Annotated in this window: 22 protein-coding genes and 1 pseudogene; 15 read left to right on the top strand and 8 right to left on the bottom strand. The window is 62.1% G+C overall.

Annotation, left to right across the window (positions count from 1 at the left end; translation table 11 throughout):
• Window positions 1–371 precede the first annotated feature (371 nt).
• The 4 genes from NLM25_RS32305 to NLM25_RS32290 all read left to right on the top strand — a co-directional run bounded on the left by NLM25_RS32305 (window position 372) and on the right by NLM25_RS32290 (window position 3,632).
• Window positions 372–2,027, top strand: a complete 1,656-nt coding sequence (locus tag NLM25_RS32305; RefSeq protein ID WP_254139720.1) for a type II and III secretion system protein family protein — start codon at window positions 372–374, stop codon at window positions 2,025–2,027.
• 12 nt (window positions 2,028–2,039) lie between these two features.
• Entirely contained in the window at window positions 2,040–2,438 is a 399-nt protein-coding gene (locus tag NLM25_RS32300; RefSeq protein WP_254121718.1) for a hypothetical protein, read from the top strand.
• 156 nt (window positions 2,439–2,594) lie between these two features.
• Entirely contained in the window at window positions 2,595–3,044 is a 450-nt protein-coding gene (locus NLM25_RS32295) for a tetratricopeptide repeat protein (protein ID WP_254139719.1), read from the top strand.
• Window positions 3,045–3,197: 153 nt separating this feature from the next.
• On the top strand, window positions 3,198–3,632 hold the full coding sequence (locus NLM25_RS32290; RefSeq protein WP_254139718.1) for a hypothetical protein: 435 nt from the start codon (window positions 3,198–3,200) through the stop codon (window positions 3,630–3,632).
• A gap of 104 nt (window positions 3,633–3,736) precedes the next feature.
• Here the strand turns inward: NLM25_RS32290 and NLM25_RS32285 are convergent, their stop codons facing one another.
• Window positions 3,737–4,252, bottom strand: a complete 516-nt coding sequence (locus NLM25_RS32285; protein ID WP_254139717.1) for a GNAT family N-acetyltransferase — start codon at window positions 4,250–4,252, stop codon at window positions 3,737–3,739.
• Between the two features lie 139 nt (window positions 4,253–4,391).
• Window positions 4,392–5,204, bottom strand: coding sequence for a hypothetical protein (locus NLM25_RS32280; RefSeq protein WP_254139716.1), 813 nt, complete (start codon window positions 5,202–5,204; stop codon window positions 4,392–4,394).
• A gap of 10 nt (window positions 5,205–5,214) precedes the next feature.
• Here NLM25_RS32280 and NLM25_RS32275 point away from each other — a divergent pair.
• The 6 genes and pseudogenes from NLM25_RS32275 to fabI form a co-directional block, all read left to right on the top strand.
• A pseudogene (locus tag NLM25_RS32275) lies at window positions 5,215–5,378 on the top strand (CopG family transcriptional regulator); the annotation flags it as partial.
• A 91-nt stretch (window positions 5,379–5,469) separates the two neighbouring features.
• Window positions 5,470–6,564: an AI-2E family transporter gene (locus NLM25_RS32270; protein ID WP_254139715.1), complete on the top strand. Its 1,095-nt coding sequence runs from the start codon at window positions 5,470–5,472 to the stop codon at window positions 6,562–6,564.
• Between the two features lie 58 nt (window positions 6,565–6,622).
• Entirely contained in the window at window positions 6,623–8,845 is a 2,223-nt protein-coding gene (locus tag NLM25_RS32265; protein WP_254139714.1) for a DUF3141 domain-containing protein, read from the top strand.
• Window positions 8,846–8,874: 29 nt separating this feature from the next.
• On the top strand, window positions 8,875–9,837 hold the full coding sequence (locus tag NLM25_RS32260; RefSeq protein WP_254121711.1) for a phosphate acetyltransferase: 963 nt from the start codon (window positions 8,875–8,877) through the stop codon (window positions 9,835–9,837).
• Between the two features lie 5 nt (window positions 9,838–9,842).
• Window positions 9,843–11,057, top strand: a complete 1,215-nt coding sequence (locus tag NLM25_RS32255) for an acetate/propionate family kinase (RefSeq protein ID WP_254141309.1) — start codon at window positions 9,843–9,845, stop codon at window positions 11,055–11,057.
• Window positions 11,054–11,842, top strand: a complete 789-nt coding sequence (gene fabI / locus NLM25_RS32250; protein ID WP_254139713.1) for an enoyl-ACP reductase FabI — start codon at window positions 11,054–11,056, stop codon at window positions 11,840–11,842. Before NLM25_RS32255 ends, fabI begins: the two co-directional genes overlap by 4 nt.
• Before the next feature lie 6 nt (window positions 11,843–11,848).
• Here fabI and NLM25_RS32245 read toward each other — a convergent pair whose 3' ends face one another.
• The 5 genes from NLM25_RS32245 to NLM25_RS32225 all read right to left on the bottom strand — a co-directional run bounded on the left by NLM25_RS32245 (window position 11,849) and on the right by NLM25_RS32225 (window position 14,473).
• Window positions 11,849–12,307, bottom strand: a complete 459-nt coding sequence (locus NLM25_RS32245; RefSeq protein ID WP_254139712.1) for a MaoC family dehydratase — start codon at window positions 12,305–12,307, stop codon at window positions 11,849–11,851.
• Window positions 12,308–12,320: 13 nt separating this feature from the next.
• Complete coding sequence (locus NLM25_RS32240; protein WP_254139711.1) at window positions 12,321–12,971, bottom strand: 3-oxoacid CoA-transferase subunit B; 651 nt, start codon at window positions 12,969–12,971, stop codon at window positions 12,321–12,323.
• Between the two features lie 4 nt (window positions 12,972–12,975).
• A complete protein-coding gene (locus NLM25_RS32235; RefSeq protein WP_254139710.1) occupies window positions 12,976–13,623 on the bottom strand; it encodes a CoA transferase subunit A in 648 nt (215 codons plus the stop codon).
• Window positions 13,624–13,695: 72 nt separating this feature from the next.
• On the bottom strand, window positions 13,696–14,310 hold the full coding sequence (locus NLM25_RS32230) for a hypothetical protein (protein ID WP_254139709.1): 615 nt from the start codon (window positions 14,308–14,310) through the stop codon (window positions 13,696–13,698).
• Entirely contained in the window at window positions 14,303–14,473 is a 171-nt protein-coding gene (locus NLM25_RS32225; protein ID WP_254139708.1) for a hypothetical protein, read from the bottom strand. The genes NLM25_RS32230 and NLM25_RS32225 overlap by 8 nt, the downstream gene beginning before the upstream one ends.
• Before the next feature lie 277 nt (window positions 14,474–14,750).
• On the opposite strand from NLM25_RS32225, the gene NLM25_RS43965 reads away from it, so the two are divergent.
• The 4 genes from NLM25_RS43965 to NLM25_RS32215 are packed head-to-tail and all read left to right on the top strand — an operon-like array spanning window position 14,751 to window position 15,693.
• Window positions 14,751–14,873: a hypothetical protein gene (locus NLM25_RS43965; protein WP_256565519.1), complete on the top strand. Its 123-nt coding sequence runs from the start codon at window positions 14,751–14,753 to the stop codon at window positions 14,871–14,873.
• A complete protein-coding gene (locus NLM25_RS43960; RefSeq protein WP_256570773.1) occupies window positions 14,870–14,998 on the top strand; it encodes a hypothetical protein in 129 nt (42 codons plus the stop codon). The genes NLM25_RS43965 and NLM25_RS43960 overlap by 4 nt, the downstream gene beginning before the upstream one ends.
• 12 nt (window positions 14,999–15,010) lie before the next feature.
• Complete coding sequence (locus NLM25_RS32220) at window positions 15,011–15,187, top strand: hypothetical protein (RefSeq protein WP_254139707.1); 177 nt, start codon at window positions 15,011–15,013, stop codon at window positions 15,185–15,187.
• Window positions 15,188–15,201: 14 nt separating this feature from the next.
• Complete coding sequence (locus NLM25_RS32215; protein ID WP_254139706.1) at window positions 15,202–15,693, top strand: potassium channel family protein; 492 nt, start codon at window positions 15,202–15,204, stop codon at window positions 15,691–15,693.
• 33 nt (window positions 15,694–15,726) lie between these two features.
• On the opposite strand, the gene NLM25_RS32210 is transcribed toward NLM25_RS32215, so the two are convergent.
• Window positions 15,727–16,410: a helix-turn-helix domain-containing protein gene (locus tag NLM25_RS32210; protein ID WP_254121702.1), complete on the bottom strand. Its 684-nt coding sequence runs from the start codon at window positions 16,408–16,410 to the stop codon at window positions 15,727–15,729.
• Window positions 16,411–16,715: 305 nt separating this feature from the next.
• Here NLM25_RS32210 and NLM25_RS32205 point away from each other — a divergent pair, with 305 nt between their 5' ends.
• Window positions 16,716–17,339, top strand: coding sequence for a response regulator transcription factor (locus NLM25_RS32205; RefSeq protein WP_254139705.1), 624 nt, complete (start codon window positions 16,716–16,718; stop codon window positions 17,337–17,339).
• Window positions 17,340–17,422 lie beyond the last annotated feature (83 nt).

Below are 17,422 nucleotides of genomic sequence, written 5' to 3'. Positions count from 1 at the left end.
AAATCGATATGGAGCTTGCTGCGCGGACGGGAAACGGAAAACCCGAAGCCGATCGTGCGACCGATTAGCGCGCTCGGATACAAGAGTGGTGCGCGCTGGCAACAACTTGCAAGTTTTTCCCGAGCTGCGACAGCACAGTAATTGTCTCGTCTTGCAAGGTGGCGGGGGGAAGGATGATGATGTTTCCGGCGTCGCACGCGACAGCGGATCGCAAGATCAGATGCGGGCGCGCCGGCAACTGGACTGCGCAGTAACGATTTGTATTGGGACTGAATGTAAACTTTGCGGCGGGGATGCGTGAAGGAGAGTTGCGCGAAGCGCCGAGTACGTAGATTTGCGGGGGCCGCGGATCGCGGCGAAGGGGTATCGAAATGGGGTGCGTACGCGTTTCGAGCAAAGCACGAACAGGCCTTTTCGTTTTGAGTGTGATGGGTCTCGGCGCCGGGCTAGCGGTGTCGAGTTCGACCGATCCCGCGGAGGCCGCAGACCGGCGGGGGTCTTCCGGCGGCGTCTTCGTCAGCGAGATGAACGACGTCCAGCGCGTCCGGGTGACTGTCAACAAGTCGCGAACGTTCAGAGTCGACACGGCGTTTGCCACCATTGTGGCCGGCTCATCCGACATCATCGATGTGAAGTCGCTTAGCGATCGCCTGATCTACATCCAGGGCAAGCAGACCGGCACCACCAACGTCATCCTGCTGGACTCCTCGATGAAGCAGATCGGGATCCTCGATGTCGAGGTCGGGATCGATACCGGCAATCTTCAGCAGAACATTCGGTCCGGTACCGGCTCTCACGGCATTCGTGTGTCATCGTCCGAGGGCCAGGTGGTGTTGAGCGGAATGGCGGCCGACGCCGTCGCTGCCGAGCGTGCCGTGGCGATTGCCACCGGCAGCGTTGCCAGGGGCGGTACCGTCGTCAATGCCATGAGCGTCGCTGCGCCGCAGCAGGTGATGCTGGAAGTGCGCTTCCTCGAGGTCAGTCGACAAGCGGGGCGTAATCTCGGCGTGAACCTTTATGCCGCGAATGCCAATGGCACCAACATTGGCAATACGGGGCTTGGTGGGGTGACCGCCGCCGGTCGATCACCGATTGGTGGCATCAATACCAACAACGGTCCGCTCGGTGCCGGGGGAGGGGCCGTCGGCGCTCCTCCGACGGGTAGTCTTCCAATACTCGGAACCGCACAGACGCTCATCGGTACCGCAGGCGGCATCGCTCCAGTCCCGTTCGGGAGCTTGTTGACCAGCATCATCAGGACCAGCGGCGGCGGTTCGGTGGACTTGTTGGTCTCCGCGCTGGAAACCAAGGGATTGGCTCGCCGGCTGGCTGAACCGAACTTGACCACGCTGTCGGGGGATGCCGCCCGCTTCCTGGCTGGCGGAGAGTTTCCCGTACCGATCCCGAACACGACGACGAACGGCTTTCCCACCGTCACCATCGACTACAAAAAGTTCGGTGTCGAGCTGGCCTTCGTGCCCACTGTTCTCTCGCGCGGCGTGATCAATCTTCGGGTCGAGCCATCGGTCAGCGAGCTCGACTTCTCCAATGCGGTGATGATTCAGGGGACAACGGTTCCGGCGCTGACCCGCCGCGACGCGCGCACCACGGTTGAATTGCGGGACGGCCAGAGTTTTGCAATCGCCGGCCTGCTGCAGACCCGCAACCGTCAGGACGTTTCGCAATTGCCCTGGATTGGTTCGGTGCCGGTGCTTGGAACCTTGTTCGGCAGCAAGTCGTACCAGCAGGAGGAAACGGATCTCGTCATCATCGTGACGCCGCGCCTGGTCGCGCCGGCCGCACCCGGCCAGCAATTGGCCTCGCCGCTCGACTCGCGCCTGCCGGCCAACGATGTCGACTTCTTCCTCAACGGGCAGATGGAAGTCCGCAAGCGCTATAACGACTACGTCAACTCTGGTGGCGACGTGAAAGGACCGTACGGCCATATCATCGCGCCCGAAGTCAGGGCGCCCGTCGTGTTACCGGCCGCGGCTGCCGACCAGCCGGTCGTGAAAACCCTGAATTAGCGGAGGCGAGAGATGACCATCAGGTATCTGGCTCTGGTCGCACCCGTGCTGCTCGGGGGCTGTTATGGGCTCGCCGGTCATGACGAGGTGGACCGCTACTACCAGCGCTCCGACACCATCACGATGACCGCCGGCGATGCCAAGCAGGTCAACGCCGTCACGCACACGATCAATCCATGGCCGCGCTATGTCGGCGATACCAGGATTGCGACCGATGCGCGACGTGCGGGCGCCGCTGTCACGCGTTATGGCAGAACCACGCGACCTGTGGACCAGCTTCCCGATATCGGAAATGCGACGGAGGCAATGGGGCAGCGGCCGCCCACGAACCAAAACGTCAACATAGAAGGATTGGGGGCGGGTTCGTCAGCCGGCGTATCGGTGCCGATCGGCGGGGCAGGAGGCCGGTAGCGGCTTTCGGCGAGTAGTGTTGTTTGCGAACGGCGCAGCGGGTTTGCGGGGCCGTGGGGGATAAAGAGTATGCGGCGTCTTATCTTGATGCTGACGTGTTGCTGGTTGGCGACCGGCCTTGCTGCGTGTGACCAGACGCTGAGGGAGGCCGCAATCGTGGCGCCTGTGGAGCCGCCGGGTGGGGACCCCGTGCAGGAACCGACCGACGTCAAATACTACCCCTCCGACGAGCCTGTGCGGCTTGGGCTGGAGCATTTCAACCGCGGCAGTTACGGGATTTCCCAGCGCTACTTCAAGGACGCAGTCGAGAAGTCGCCCAAGGACGTGACGGCCTGGATCGGCCTCGCGGCGAGCTACGACCGATTGCGCCGCTTTGATCTGGCCGATCCAGCCTATGCGCAGGCGATCCGCCTTGGCGGCGAAACCGTCCAGATCCTGAATGATCAGGGCTATTCCTACATGCTGCGCGGCAATCTGAATGCTGCGCGGCGAAAGTTCGAGAAAGCCTATTCACTCGATCCGGGCAATCCGGTCATCGCCAATAATCTCGAACTGCTCAATGGCAGCCGCAGATTCATCGAAAGACCGCCGAACAACCAGCCCTGACGAGTCTTAGCGGGTGATGCCGTACGGGGTGACGCAGTGCGATCTCCGGCAGGAGAGCGGGAGCTTTTAAAACAAGGTCAACGTTTGTGAAGCTAACCTTGTTGAATGAGTCGGCTACTGCAGCTCCAGTTTCTGGGACCGTCGGCGCTGTTCGTGGCCACGCTGTCGGCCGAACTTGCCGCCCGTGCCCTTGAATGTGCGCCTTCCTCCGAGACGCTCTGGCACCTCAATCTTGGGGTGTTCGGGCTATTCCAGCGCAGTCATGAGGCGCTAAGCGGGTACGTTGACCTGGCAGGCTTCCAGCTGTTCGGGATTGCGCTGCCGATCTTTGCGCTGGCCTGTGCCGGGCTCGTGACGCGCTCCAGATTGCCCTTGGCCGTGTCGACACAGTTCGCGGCCGGCTACGCGGGCTTCCTGCTGATGTCGTGGCAGAGCCCCGCGCGGCCAACCACGCAGGTTGCATTGGGGTGGATCGCGGTCCCGGCAGGCGAAGGGTTCTATATGCTGACGGGGATTCTGGGTGTGACTCTGCTGTCGTGCGTCATTTCGCACTTGCTCTATCTCCGCCCCGTGCAGACGGACGCTTGATCTTCACGATCGCACTCGGGTCCAATTCGCATCGCCCAGCCGTTGTAAGCCTTCGGCTGGGGCGCGTACTCATCGATTCGTCGACAGCGGTCCGTTAGATGCCCTCAGCCTCTATCTATCATCCAGCGGTTTACTGCTTGATGAAAGTTAAGAGGGCCCGGAACGGTCATGTGCGTCTTGACGTACTTGAAACCTGCCTTTTGTAGGGCGCGGTTAGGAGCCACATTGAACGCATTGGGCTCACAGAAGAGTTGCTTCAGCTTCAGACTCTGAAAATAGAGTTCGACGGTCTGCCTGACACACTCTGCGCCGATCCCCTGCTTGCGTAGTGAAGGATCCGTGATGTGAAGGTGCATATTTGCTTGCTGCCCAACGCGGATCTTGTCGGCAGTCGAGAACCCAAAGAACCTATCATCGCTAAGCCAGCTCACCAAAAAGCTGCCTCTCTGCTCAACGGGATGATCGAACATCTGCTCATAGAGTCGCTGCCATTGCGATGCCGGCGGCAGTCGCGTCGGATCGACCCCGAGCATTTCCAGGTGCTCTGGCGTCGCTGCGTGGAAGTACTCAATGATCAGCGCAGTCTCCTGCAAAGTCATTGGACGAACGGTAATGGTCATCGGGTGCCTTTGCGAACGATCGGCGGTGCTTCGCTAATCGCAACTCGAAAATATTGCAGCCGCCCGGCTACGATAAGCCTGCAGCCTTCTATCATGCCTTCGTCCACCTCGCATCCATCCGGCTATGGCTCGCTGTCCGTCAAGGCCCCAGCACAGCGTCGGCCTTACGACTGTCCTTCCTGACAATGACAATTACCCCATTTCGTATCGCGAAAGTCGCGCCGAGCAATTTGGGTATCTTCTCCGTGACCGGAGACGGAAAGGGGATGGTCGGCCCGGCGATAGCATCCCCAACATTGACCGCGGCCGTGGGAGAACCTACGACCGGAGCAGGCTTGATATAGTCGCGAATGAGCTGAATTTCCTCGCGCGAAAGAACAAGCGGGGGTTGTTCGCCGCGCGTCTCTCGCAATGATTGGGCTTTTTGCTCGCTCTGTTTCTCCTGTACTTCTTTTCTTCTTTCGATCTGATCGAGCGCTGCTATCCGCTCCTTCAGCGGAGGCAGCTCGCGCTGCAGGATGGTCAACTCCGATTTCAAGGACTTGACCTGCATGAGAGCACCGACCGCGCCGGCGCAACTCATGATGACGAGCAGGCTCAGCACCGCAAGCAGCCCGCGCTCGACGCTTGTACTCGAAGTTCGCCTTACTTGACGCGCTTGATCCTCGTGAACGTGGCGGCGCCAGGCATTCATCCCTTGCCGCATGCGCGCCCTTAGCCTCAAGAGGAAATCGGAGGGCGGGGAGGCGTCTTGCCCGGATCCGAATCTATGGTCCGGCAACGCAAAGACATCTGGGGCGATTTCGTCCACACCATGGAAGGCGGATGCTTCGTTACTCGTCGCGACGGGGCGATCCTTGTCGCTTGGGCGATCATCATTGTTTCTGGTGAGCGCTACGGCCGAAGAACGTTCCTGGGGACCCTGCGAAGCGGATTTCTCATCACGAAGCATGAGGGATCTGGAGGGCTTCTACTCGAGCCGTCCCGATTTCATTCGGACGGCGATCCGGAACCAACCGGAACGTTACGCCGAGGTGGTTAAGCCGTCAACGGCCCGAAAGCATCGTCCGCCTTCGAGACCAACAGCCGCGAGGATTTCGAAGCGGCGCAGCGAGCTGGCGCGATGAGGTGCGGTCGCTTGATCTGGATCAAGCTCGCTGCACCAGAGCGGCAGCTAGCCTAGGCGCCACCTGCCTGGTCGAGATGAAGGCGCGTTCGTGAAGACCATTCGCCAGCTCCTGTCCGGGAACGACATCATCCAGCTTGTGCTTCGGCTTGGATTGCTCGCCCTGCTGATCGCATGGACGTTCGTCCTGCTCCGGCCTTTCGTGCCGATCCTGGCCTGGAGCGCGGTCCTGGCGGTCGCCTTCTATCCGCTGTTCGCCTGGCTGGCGAAATGCCTGGGCGGGCGACCCAAGACGGCCGCCGCGATCCTGACTATCATCAATCTCGGAATCATCATCGGGCCGGCCACATGGCTCGGTGTGAGTGCCGTCGCGGGGGTGCAGGAACTTGCCGGGTCGCTCAGCGCGGGCGACCTGGTGGTTCCCTCTCCACCCGAGCGGGTGAAGGACTGGCCGCTTGTCGGCCCGCAGATCTATGAACTCTGGAATCAGGCCTCGAACAATATTCGGGCAGCCTTGCGAGAGGTGGCGCCGCATCTCAAGCCTTTGGCCGGAACGATGCTGGCCCTTGCCGGCAATGCTGGGATGGGCACGCTCAAGTTTCTCCTCTCGGTTGCGGTGGCCGGCTTCCTCTTTCCCTATGGACCGCAGCTGGTTGCAGCCGGCAGAGAGTTTCTGTCCCACATCGTGCCCGAGCAAAGCGAGCACTTCCTTGAATTGGCCGGTGCCACCATCCGCGCGGTATCCCAGGGGGTCATCGGCGTCGCCGTGGTTCAGGCCCTGCTGGCCGGCATCGGTTTCAAACTCGCCGACATCCCGAGTGCCGGACTGCTCGCCTTCGCGGTCATGCTCCTCACCATCGTGCAGATCGGCGCGGCGATCGTGATCCTGCCTGCGATCATCTGGATCTGGATGGACAAGGATTTCACGACCGCGCTACTGCTGACCATCTATCTCTGCATTGTCGGAGTGCTCGACAACATATTGAAGCCGCTGGTGATGGGGCGTGGTCTGACGACGCCCACGCTCGTCATCTTTATAGGCGTGATCAGCGGGACGCTCGCGCATGGGATCGTCGGCCTCTTCATCGGACCGATCATTCTGTCGGTGGCCTGGGAACTGATGGCCGCCTGGATCCGCGACGATCGCCCCATACCGAACAAACGCGAACCCGGATCGTTGACCTAGATCAACGTTCGCCGCGCCGCACCGCATTGAATGAATTCGCGCGACAGTGAGGCGGAACATGGCGATGGAAAACGCAAGCCTGCCGGGCGGTCCGATATCCGAACTCATCGCATCGGCGATCGAATACATGGTCGATGCGGGACAGCGCAGCGTCCTGTTCCTCGACGTCATGCGTCAGCGCGGCGACCAGTATCGGGATCACGTCGCACAGACGGCGCCCCATGTTCTGCAATACGCCGCCGAACTGATCATCGATGGCCGCAAGCTGGACGAGCCGGTCAATTATGCGCTTGTCCGCATCATTCCGCCCAAGAACGTCGAAATCGATCTGAAGCGGCGGCCATTCATCGTGATCGATCCGCGTGCCGGTCACGGTCCGGGCATTGGCGGCTTCAAGGCAGACAGCGAAATCGGCGTCGCCATGAACGCCGGTCACCCCTGCTACTTCATCGGCTTCCTGCCCGAGCCGATGCCGGGGCAGACGATCGAGCGCGTCGCGCACGCCGAGGCGCTGTTCATCGAGAAAGTCATCAGCCGACACCCGGACGCGGACGGCAAGCCGTGCGTGATCGGAAATTGCCAGGCCGGCTGGGCCGTCATGATTTTGGCGTCGCTGCGTCCGGAATTGTTCGGGCCGCTGATCATCGCCGGCGCACCGCTGGCCTACTGGGCGGGCGTACATGGCAAATACCCGATGCGCTATTCGGGGGGCCTGTTGGGCGGAAGCTGGCTGACGGCACTGGCCGGCGATCTCGGTGCCGGCAAGTTCGATGGTGCCTGGCTGGTGCAGAACTTCGAAAACCAGAATCCCTCGAACACGCTCTGGACCAAGCAATACAACGTCTATTCCAAGGTCGACACCGAAGCCGATCGCTATCTCGAATTCGAACGCTGGTGGGGCGGGCATGTCAACCTGAACGCCGAGGAGATCCAGTTCATCGTCGACGAGCTCTTCATCGGCAACAACCTCGCCGCTGGCAAGATCGAAATGTCCGGCGGCCGCAAAGTGGACCTGCGCAATATCCGCTCGCCGATCGTGGTGTTCTGCTCCAAGGGCGACAACATCACGCCGCCACAACAGGCGTTGGACTGGATCCTTGACTGCTATGCCGACGTCGACGAGATCAGGGCCTATGGGCAGACCATCGTCTATACGGTTCATGAAAGCGTCGGCCATCTCGGCATCTTCGTGTCCGGCGGCGTGGCGAAGAAGGAGCATGCCGAGTTCTCGAGCAATATCGACCTGATCGACGTGCTGCCGCCCGGGCTCTATGAAGCCACGTTCGAAGCCAAGGGTGCCGATACCGCCAACGCCGAGCTGGCCGTCGGCCAATGGGTGATGCGCTGCGAGGCGCGAACGCTGGACGACATCCGCGCCATGGGCGGCAATTCGCCCGAGGATGAGCGGCGCTTTGCCACCGCCAAGCGTGTCTCGGAGCTCAATCTCGCCGCCTACCAGAAGTACGTCCAACCCTGGATCAAGCGGATGGTGACACCGCAGATGGCGGAGTTGGCGCGCAACATGCATCCGCTGCGGCTCCAGTATGAAGCCTTCAGCGAAAAGAACCCGATCATGTCCGCCGTGAGCTCGGTGGTCGAACGGGTCGAGGAGAACCGCAAGCCGGTTTCGAAGGACAATCCTTTCCTGGCGTTCCAGGAGCTAATGTCCAAGCAGATCGTTCACGCGCTGGACAGCTGGCGCGATTCGCAGGAGGCGATGAGCGAGGCGATCTTCCTCAACGTTTATGGCTCGCCCGCGCTTCAGGTTGCCGTCGGCATCGATCCGAAGTCCGAGCCGTCCCGCCGGCGGGAAATGTCGCCCGAACACCGTGCGATGCTCGAAAAACGCATTGCGGAGTTGGAGTCAGGGATCGGCGAGGGCGGGCTGCGCGAGGCCGCTCTTCGTGCGTTGCTCTATGTCGGCTCGGCACGAGGCATGGTCGATGAGCGAAGCATCGAGGCGTTGCGGCGGGCTCGCCGTGAGCACGGCGGCGAGCGCATGTCGCTGCCGGAGTTCAAGATGCTGGTGCGCGAGCAGTTCTTCATGCTGCTGTTGGACCGGGAAGGGGCGCTGGCAGCCATTCCAAAGCTGTTGCCCGACGACGTCAATCAAAGGCGCACAGCCTTCGCGCTGATCCGCGACGTTTTGTCAGCCAGCGAGGACATCACGGGGGAGCGGGCAAGCCGCCTGACACGCATCGCCAGTCTGTTCGGCGTGGAGGCCGGAGGGGAGCGGGACTCGAACGTAGCCCCTTTCGATCCCAAGGCGAAAGCGTCGTAAGGCAGGTTCACGGGAGCGGGAGAGAGATCATGTCGGTGGACACGATGCAGACGCGGTCGCCCAGCAAATATGACCGGCTGATTGCAGCCGCCAAGGCCATGCCGCCGGCGCCGACCGTCGTCGTGCATCCCTGCGACGAGACATCGCTGCGCGGTGCCGTCGATAGCGCAAGTGCCGGCATCATCCGACCGCTTCTGGTGGGACCTAGCGGAAAGATAAGGGATACCGCCGCCAAATTTGGCCTCGACATCTCATCGTTCGAGATTGTCGATGCGGCGCACAGTGACGAGGCAGCCACCAAGAGCGTCGAATTGATCCATGCTGCCAGGGGCGAGCTGCTGATGAAGGGCAGTCTGCATACGGACGAATTGATGCGTGCGGTCACGGCGAAGGTCGGTGGCCTGCGCACCGACCGGCGCATCAGCCACGTGTTCGTCATGGACGTGCCGGCCTATGCCGAGACGATTTTCGTCACCGATGCGGCAATCAACATCTTCCCCGACCTCGACGCCAAGCGCGACATCATCCAGAACGCGATCGACCTCTATGTGCAGGCCGGCTTCGGCAAGCTGCCGCGGGTGGCGATCCTGTCGGCGGTCGAGACCGTGACGTCGAAGATCCCCTCGACGATCGAGGCGGCGGCGCTTTGCAAGATGGCCGATCGCGGGCAGATCACCGGCGGCCTGCTCGACGGTCCGCTGGCGTTCGACAATGCCATCGATCTGGAGGCGGCACGGATCAAGGGCATCACGTCGGAGGTCGCCGGCCGGGCGCAGATCCTGGTCGTTCCCGACCTCGAGGCCGGCAACATGCTGGCGAAGAACCTGGCCTATTTCGCCAAGGCGGATGGCGCCGGCGTCGTGCTCGGCGCTCGCGTGCCGGTGGTGCTGACATCGCGCGCCGACGCGCCGCGTGCGCGAATGGCGTCCTGCGCCGTCGCGGCGCTTTATGCACAAGCTAGACGGCAAAAAGCACCGACAGTTGCGGCGTGATCGCCATGGACACCATTCTTGTCGTCAACGCGGGCTCATCAAGCGTCAAGTTCCAGGTCTTCTCGATCGAGGGGGAAGGCAGGCTGCGGCGCCAGATCAAGGGTCAGATGGAGGGCATCGGCAGCCGCCCGCGTCTGCGGGCGAGCGGCACGACCGGCGACCCGTTGGCCGATCGTGCCTATCCGATCGAGGCAGTCCCGGATGTTCCGGGCGCGATGGGTGTTGCCGGCGAATGGCTGCGGGAGGAAATGCGGATTCATCCGGTCGCGGTCGGACACCGTGTGGTGCATGGCGGCCCGGAATATGATCGGCCCGTGCTGATCGAACATGGCGTGGTGTCGCGTCTCGAGCGCTTTGCCACGCTGGCCCCCCTGCATCAGCCGCATAACCTGGCCCCGATCCGCTCGATCCTGAGCCGCTTTCCCGAACTGCCGCAGGTCGCCTGTTTCGACACGGCCTTTCATCGCACGCACAGCGCGGTCGCCGACCATTACGCGATCCCGCACCAGCTTCATTCCGAGGGCGTGCGGCGTTACGGATTCCACGGGCTATCGTACGAATACATTTCGAAAGCCCTGCCGCAGATCGCGCCCGAGATTGCCGGGCTGCGCGTGATTGTCGCCCATCTCGGCAGCGGTGCATCGATGTGCGCGATGAAAGGCGGGCAGAGCGTCGAGAGCACGATGGGCTTTACCGCGCTCGACGGGCTTCCGATGGGCACGCGCCCCGGACAGCTGGACCCCGGCGTCGTGCTTTACCTGATGTCCGAAAAGGGCCTGTCCGCCGCGAAAATCCAGGACTTCCTCTATCGCGATTGCGGATTGAAGGGGCTGTCCGGCCTCAGCAACGACATGCGGGAACTCGAGGCCAGCGACAGCTTCAATGCAAAACTGGCGATCGATCATTTCGTCTACCGGATCGGGCTCAATGCCGGCATGCTCGTCGCCGCGTTGCAGGGCCTGGACGCGTTCGTCTTCACGGCGGGGATCGGCGAGAACTCCGCCGGAATCCGTGCGCGCGTGGTCGAGCAGTTCGGGTGGCTGGGCGTCACGCTCGACGCGGCGGAAAACGCGCGCCATTCGCGACTGATATCGCGGCCCGGCAGTCTCATACCAGTCTATGTCGTGCCGACCGACGAGGAATTGATGATTGCACGGCATACGCTGTCGCTGCTGATGAACGGGCCATCGCGCGACGCAAAACACAAGAGGGTGTCATGATTCCCGTATTTCCGGATACCAAGGTCGCCCTGAAGGGAAAGAAAGGCCTCATTGTCGGCATCGCGAACGACCAATCGATCGCGTGGGGTTGCGCGAAGGCATTTCGCGCGCTGGGAGCAGATCTCGCCGTCACGTACCTCAACGACCGCGCCAAAAAGCACGTCGAGCCGCTGGCGCAGGCGCTTGAGTCCTCGATCTTCATGCCGCTGGACGTGATGGCCGAAGGGCAGACGGAGCAGGTGTTCGAACGCATTACGAAGGAATGGGGGCAGCTCGATTTCCTGCTGCACTCGATCGCCTTCTCGCCGAAGGAAGCGCTGCACGGCCGTGTGGTGGATGTTGGCCGCGATGGCTTCCTCAAGACCATGGACGTCTCGTGCTGGTCGTTCATGCGCATGGCGCATCTGGCCGAGCCGCTGATGAAGAATGGCGGCACCATATTCACCATGACCTATTACGGCAGTCAGATGGTGGTTGAAAATTACAATCTGATGGGCGTGGCCAAGGCCGCCCTCGAAGCATCGGTTCGCTACATCGCGGCAGAGCTGGGCCCGAAGGGCATCCGCGTCCACGCGATCTCGCCGGGCCCGTTGGCGACGCGCGCGGCATCGGGCATCCCCGAATTCGACGAGCTCATGGACAAGGCGCAGTCGAAGGCACCGGCGCGAAGTCTCGTCAGCATCGATGACGTCGGCAACGCGACGGCGTTCCTGGCGCTCGACGGCGCCAGGCTGATCACCGGTAGCGTTCTTTATATCGACGGCGGCTACCACATCATCGACTGAATTGACTCAGCGGTAGTGCAAGGCAATCAGCTCGGCGACGCAGGCGGGCTTCTTTCCGCCTTCGATCTCGATCACGAGATGATAGTTCACGCGAAGGCCATCAGGCGGGACGTCCTCGGCTTCCGCGACCGTGACGCGGCCGCGCAGCCTGGCGCCGGCCGGCACCGGCGCCAGATACCTGATCCGGTCTGCACCGTAGTTCAGGGTACTTCGCAGGCCCTTCAGGCCGATCACCGAGCGGATGAAGAGCGGCGCAAGCGCAAGTGACAACAGCCCGTGGGCGATGGTGGTGCCTCCGGGCAGCTCTCTCTTCGCGCGCTCCTGATCGACATGAATCCACTGCTCGTCGCAGGTCGCCTCGGCGAATTTGTTGATGCGGTCCTGAGTCACCCCGATCCAGTCGCTGACGCCGATCTCGGTGCCGACGGCGGCTTTGATCTCGTTGAAATCGCCAAATATCGGCATGGCCATGACCTCGTCAGATCTGCATTTCGCCGACGTCGTCGGGAATGACGAGCTCGGCGTCCGTCACGGCGATGATCTCACTGACGCTGACGCCGGGCGCCGTCTCCAGCAGGGTCGCCTTGCCGTCGGGAAAAACGATGACGGCCATATCGGTGACCACCATGTTCACCGGCCGCGCCGAGGTCAGGGGCAGGTTGCATTTCCGGACGATCTTCGATTTGCCTTTTGCGGCATGCTGCATGGCGACGATCACGCGCTTGGCGCCGCTGACGAGGTCCATTGCGCCGCCCATGCCCGGCACCATCTTGCCGGGGATCATCCAGTTGGCGAGGTGACCGTGCGCGTCGACCTGGAGGCCGCCAAGGACGGTGACATCGACATGGCCGCCACGGATCAGTCCGAACGACATCGCGCTGTCGAAGGTGGAGGCGCCCGGCAACGCACTGATCGGGCGACCGCCCGCGTCCGTCAGCAGCGGATGCGCCATTCCTTGCTCCGGGATCGGGCCGGTGCCGATCAGGCCATTTTCCGACTGGAAGAACACCTTCAGATCGGCGGAGACGTAATTCGCGACCAGCGTCGGAATGCCGATGCCGAGATTGACGAGGTCGCCGCTGTGAAGCTCCTTGGCGACGCGCCGGGCGATGATGGTCTGTGCGTCCATGGTCTCACCCGTTGGCAATGAGATAGTCGACGAGCGGCGCCGGCGTCATCACGTGATCGGGCGCGATGACGCCCACGGGAACGATGTTCTCCGCCGTCACGATCACCGTATCCGCCGCCATCGCCATCACCGGATTGAAGTTGCGCGAGGTCAGCGCGTAGGCGAGGTTGCCGAGGTAATCCGCGAGGAAGGCATGCACCAGGGCGAACTGCGCGCGCAACGCGGTCTCGAGCAGGAACGGCTTTCCGTCGACCTCGATCTGACGCTTGCCTTCCGCGACCAGGGTGCCGACGCCGGTTGGCGTCAGCACGCCGCCGAGGCCGCATCCACCGGCACGGATACGTTCGGCGAAGGTCCCTTGGGGAATGAGATCGACCGCGATCTGGTTCGTCAGCATCTGCTGCTGCGCCTTCGGATTGAGGCCGATATGGGTCGCGGTCAGCCGCGAAACGAGGCCCGCCTCGAACAGCTTTCCGACGCCCTTGCCGGGGATTGCAGCGTCGTTGGAAATCAGCGTTAGCCCGGTCTTGTTCTGGCGGACGATCTCGTCGAGCAGACGTTCCGGAGTCCCGACACCCATGAATCCGCCCACCATCACGCTGGCGCCTTTGGGGATCATGGCGACAGCCTCTTCGACGGAAACGGTCTTCATGATCAACCTCCAGTGCGAAGGGCGGCGGCGCAAGGATGCTGGCCGGTGGTCACTGCACTCCTTTGATTTGCGTCAAGGCTTCCCGTCATTTGGGTCGCGGTGGCTTATTCCGACGCTTTGCAGCATCTCGCTCCACTGCCTACGGACGTCGGCATGGCGCCGTTCCAGGGCAGAGTCGACGGCTTCGCGAAATGGCACGAGGTCAGGCCCGTTGAGAGACAGGATTTGTGCCTGGAGCAGGCGGCCGCTTTCGAATTCGATGCGGCGCAGTGCCATGGCGAAGGGATCGCTGGCATCTGCTTCCAACGGTAACAGCGCCGCCGGCCGGATGCTGGCGTGAACGGCATGGGCGAGGGTGGCAAGACCGGCCGCCACCGCTAGCGGCCAGTCCGAAATCTCGTAGATCGGCTGAGGATACCAAACGCTTTCCCAGGCTACGGCCATATAGCCCAGGCCCGGGTCTGGCGCCCAGCTCGTCGCGCGCAGCAGCAGCGAGACGAGTTCGGTCTCGCGGTAGATTTGTGCGTTCAGTTCGCTCTGCCAGGCGGATTCGAACCTTGCGGGCAAGGTGAATGCGGATTGTCGCGCCAGGGCCCCGTGGGCAGAGACGAGGAATGCGGCGACACGTGTCTGCTGGTGCGGCGGCACCCGGCCCTCGGAATCGAGCGGTCCAAGGAGCTCACTCATTTGGGCGATCCTGCACAGGGATGGCTCGCAGATAGTCGTAGCCGGCTGGAAACGGCGTAAGCTCGCCGCCGTTGTCTTCGGGCGCGATCCAGACCGCCTTGTTGCCTTGCCAGCGCTCCGCCAGCACGTCTTCGGCGAAGCGTGCCAGCGGGTCGGCCGTCAAGGGCGGCCTTTTCCAGCGTGAACGCGCGATAGGTCGTCCAAAGCTCCGCATATTGCGTGAGCCCGTCCACCAGCACATGGGCGGGTGCATTCGTCGGCCCTCGAGCTCATAGCGTAGTCGATATGAGCCGTGGCTGAGGAAGCGCATCGCGAAACCGGCCGGTGGTCTGATGCCTCCGATCCTCAACTCGTGCTGCAGGATTCCATTGAGTTAAATCAACACTCCCATGGTCGCCCTTCCTAGCGTCCCTCCAAAATACCGCCGGGAGGACGCCGCCATGACAGCGACAAGCGCCCTGAAGCGTTGCGTTGTCGGCCTGATCTTGCTGCTGGTCGGCACGGCTCTCGCCGTCGCCCAGCCCCCACGCGGCGCTCGTCGCAAATGCAGCATGACGGTTTGAAGAGAACCTACGAGATCGCGAACTTTCGTCTCGGCGGGAAGTACGATCTGGGCGATCTCGCAAAGTGGGAGAATGACGGAGAGGGCGGTGTCACACTGGAATCGCATGCCGAGATCAACCCCTAGACGAGGTCCATCATGACGGAAACGACAAAGCTCTCGGTCGAGAAAGCGCTCGAAAAGCTGCGCGGCGACGAGCCGCCGAAATCGAAGAAGGAGCGGCGGGACGAAAAGACAGACGCGCTCAATGAGGAGATCAGCCGCATGAGGGCGCAAAGACTACGGCTCGACCGGCAGCCACGTAAGCGCGATTAAGCCCGGCGGTCCGGATGGCGCTTCAGTTCCTGGTCGGGGCACTGGTCAGCGTGATCGACATCATGATTCATGCTCTGGTGACCATTGCGGCCATCGGCGCTGCCCGCAGGGCGGGATTGCGGCACACTATGTGGCCCAGGACGCATTTGATGGCCGTAATGGTCGTAACCGCAGCGTCGCTGATGGTCGCGCATACGCTGGAGGTCCTGGTCTGGGCATTGGCCTACATGATCGTCGGCGCCGCGCCCGCCGGCAGCCACCTGCTCTATTTCGCCTTCGTCAACTACACCACGCTGGGCTATGGCGACGTTACACCGGTCGAGGCTTGGCGGCTGATCGGGCCGATGACGGCGATGAGCGGCATCCTGATGTTCGGTTGGTCGACCGCCGTCCTGTTCGAGGTGTTGCGCAAGACGCTCGAGCATCTTGCCTCGATTGCGCCGTCGGGATCGCCGTCCAGGTCTCAAGATCGAGCTAAGTCATCTGTTGGCGGTGCAACAGGATGATCTGATGCTGCTTGTTGCCGATGAAGCGCAAGTTCAAGATTGCAAGTCGAGGCCGGCGAGCCGGCTCCGGTCGCGCAACACGATCTGGCGCTGGGTGTTGCCGATGAATCCAAGAACGCCGAGGTCATGCAGCCGGGACAGCGCGCGGGACACGGTTTCCAGTGTCAGGCCGAGATAGTCGGCGATGTCGCGCCGCGACATCGGCAGCGCCATGACGCCCGCGGCCGTCAGCCGCTTGTCCATCTCGAGCAGGAACGCCGCGACCCGCTCCAGCGACGTCTTGCGTCCGAGCAGCAGCATGTGGTCTTCCGCGTGCTGGAGATTGTTCGTGGTCATGCTGAGCAGATTTCTGGCCACCATGGCATCGCTCTCGGCGACCGTCTCGAGACTTTGCCGTTTGATCAGGCGCACCGTGGTGTCCACGATCGCTTCCGTCGTGAACCGGTGGGCGCTACCGTTCTCGAGCCCGAAGATGTCGCCGGCGAGGTGGAATGCTCCAATCTGCCTGCGGCCATCCGGCAGCAGCTTGTAACTTCTTACCGCGCCAGACCTGACCTGATAGACATACTCGGCAGGCTCTTTCTCGCCGTAGATCTCGGTGCCTTTCCTGTACGAAAATTCGCTTAAATTGACGAGCGCATTTGAATCGCTGGTCATGCCGAGGTCACGAAGAGAATTTGGACGCAGTGCGGAATCCGTTGCGATGCGAACAAACATAGGCCAACTCCCCAGCTCACCGCCGAATTGGTCCGTCAAACGAAATATTTCGCAGTCGGGAATGCGCCGCGCCGTCCCACTCCCGCCGAGGTTGATGTATGACCAAGGCGGTATTTCAATCCATTGTCCCTAGGTTCATTGTACCAAGGGACAGCATGGGGGCTTGGTGCGCAGGATGAGAAGCGCTGCCGCTGCGGGGATTTGGCCCATAGCGACGCAGATAGTTGGTCCTCAAACTGTTGAGGAAGACTTTCCAGAATGAGGAGACGTCAAGGGTCCTCATTGGAATTAGGTGAGAGGTGAAGGTGCCGGGCTTGGTTCACGTGGTCGACGACGACGAGTCCTTTCGGACGGCGATCGCGCGCCGGCTGAAGCTCGCGGGCTATCAGGTCGCGACCTATGCGTCAGCACAGGAGTTGCTGGATGGCGCGCTGGATGACGAGCAGGCTGGTTGCATCCTGCTCGACGTGCGGATTCCCGGATTGAGCGGTCCCGACTTGCAGGAGCGATTGATCGCGTCCGGCCTGATGCTGCCAATCATTTTCCTGACCGGACATGCGGACACGCCGACCACGGTGCGTGCGATCAAGGCGGGGGCGGAAGATTTCCTGACCAAACCGATATCCTCCGAGCAGCTGATCGACGCGATCGAGCGCGCGTTGGCGAGTCAGCGGACGGCGCGTGCCCAGCGCAGCAGGCTCGACACCTTTCGGGCGCAACTGGCCAGGCTGACGCAGCGCGAGCGGCAGGTGTTCGATCTCATCGTGCGTGGCCGGATCAACAAGCAGATTGCGCATGAGCTCGGGACCACCGAACGCACGGTGAAGGCTCACCGCCATCAGGTGATGGAGAAGATGCAGGTTCATTCGCTTGCTGAGCTCGTTTCGATCGCGGAGCGGCTCGGAATGATCGATGTGAATGAGCATTAGCTACATTGTCATTCCGATGCGGTTCCCCACACGATGTGACTGCACCAAAGGACAATATTGAGGCGTGTTGACACTGCACGGCG

Origin of the sequence: Bradyrhizobium sp. CCGB01 (assembly GCF_024199795.1) — a bacterium.
GTDB lineage: Bacteria > Pseudomonadota > Alphaproteobacteria > Rhizobiales > Xanthobacteraceae > Bradyrhizobium.
This window is presented reverse-complemented; position numbering and strand designations above follow the sequence as displayed.